Raw genomic sequence first — 796 nt, forward strand, 5'->3', positions numbered from 1 at the left:
ATCATACACAATTACGTTACCTGCAAGCTGAAGAAACATCGAGAATGGAATTAGAAAGAGTAAGATATATTATAAATTATTTTGGAAGATTTTTTACGCCAAATGAATATAAAGCTTATCGCCATTTAATGTCTGTTGAGAAACTTGGTGACGTTAATGAAAACGATAATCGACTCACAGCATATAAGAAAATGGAATGGATAAGTTCTGACCCAAACGTTTTAGAGCTAATCAAGAATGGCTCGAACGAATTTCATTGTAAAGCTGCCGAGAGAATTTCTTCAGAAAACAAAGATTCAGTTTTCTTTAATCAATGTCCGAATTGTGAAAAACTTGCAAAAACACCATTAGCTAGAATGTGCAGGTATTGTGGCGAAAAATGGTTTGATTCTTCTTCTGAATTTAGACAAGTTGATTATGTGATAAATAAATGGCTTCCAAAATATGGACTTACTATTGGAACACAATATAAAGACGAAAAAGTAAGGTCTATATCTGTCGTAGATGATAATGGAAACTCGTATCAGATATGGATTAACCCAATTAAACTAAATCAAATCGAAGTTAATGCTTGTTCATTGAAGAATGTGAAAACGGAATTTTGGAAAACAGAAACTGATTTGAATGAATTTGAGCAGACTCTGAATAAAGCATATTCGGTAATTGAAAAATGGATAACTGATAAAGGTAATGCAAGAAATTTTGTATAAAAAGCCAGCAGGTAACACCGTGTATAATTAATTGCGGTAAGTGTTTAAGACGAGGAAAAATTCTCACATAATTCACTATCTTTAAA

General features: G+C 31.9%; 1 protein-coding gene. It reads left to right on the forward strand.

Going from position 1 to position 796, the window contains the following annotated elements:
- Window positions 1-710 (forward strand): hypothetical protein (locus ACU8DI_RS15380; protein ID WP_447113679.1); only part of this gene is annotated, 710 nt, incomplete at its 5' end.
- Window positions 711-796: the final 86 nt, after the last annotated feature.

It is taken from the genome of Psychroserpens sp. BH13MA-6 (genome assembly GCF_052983595.1).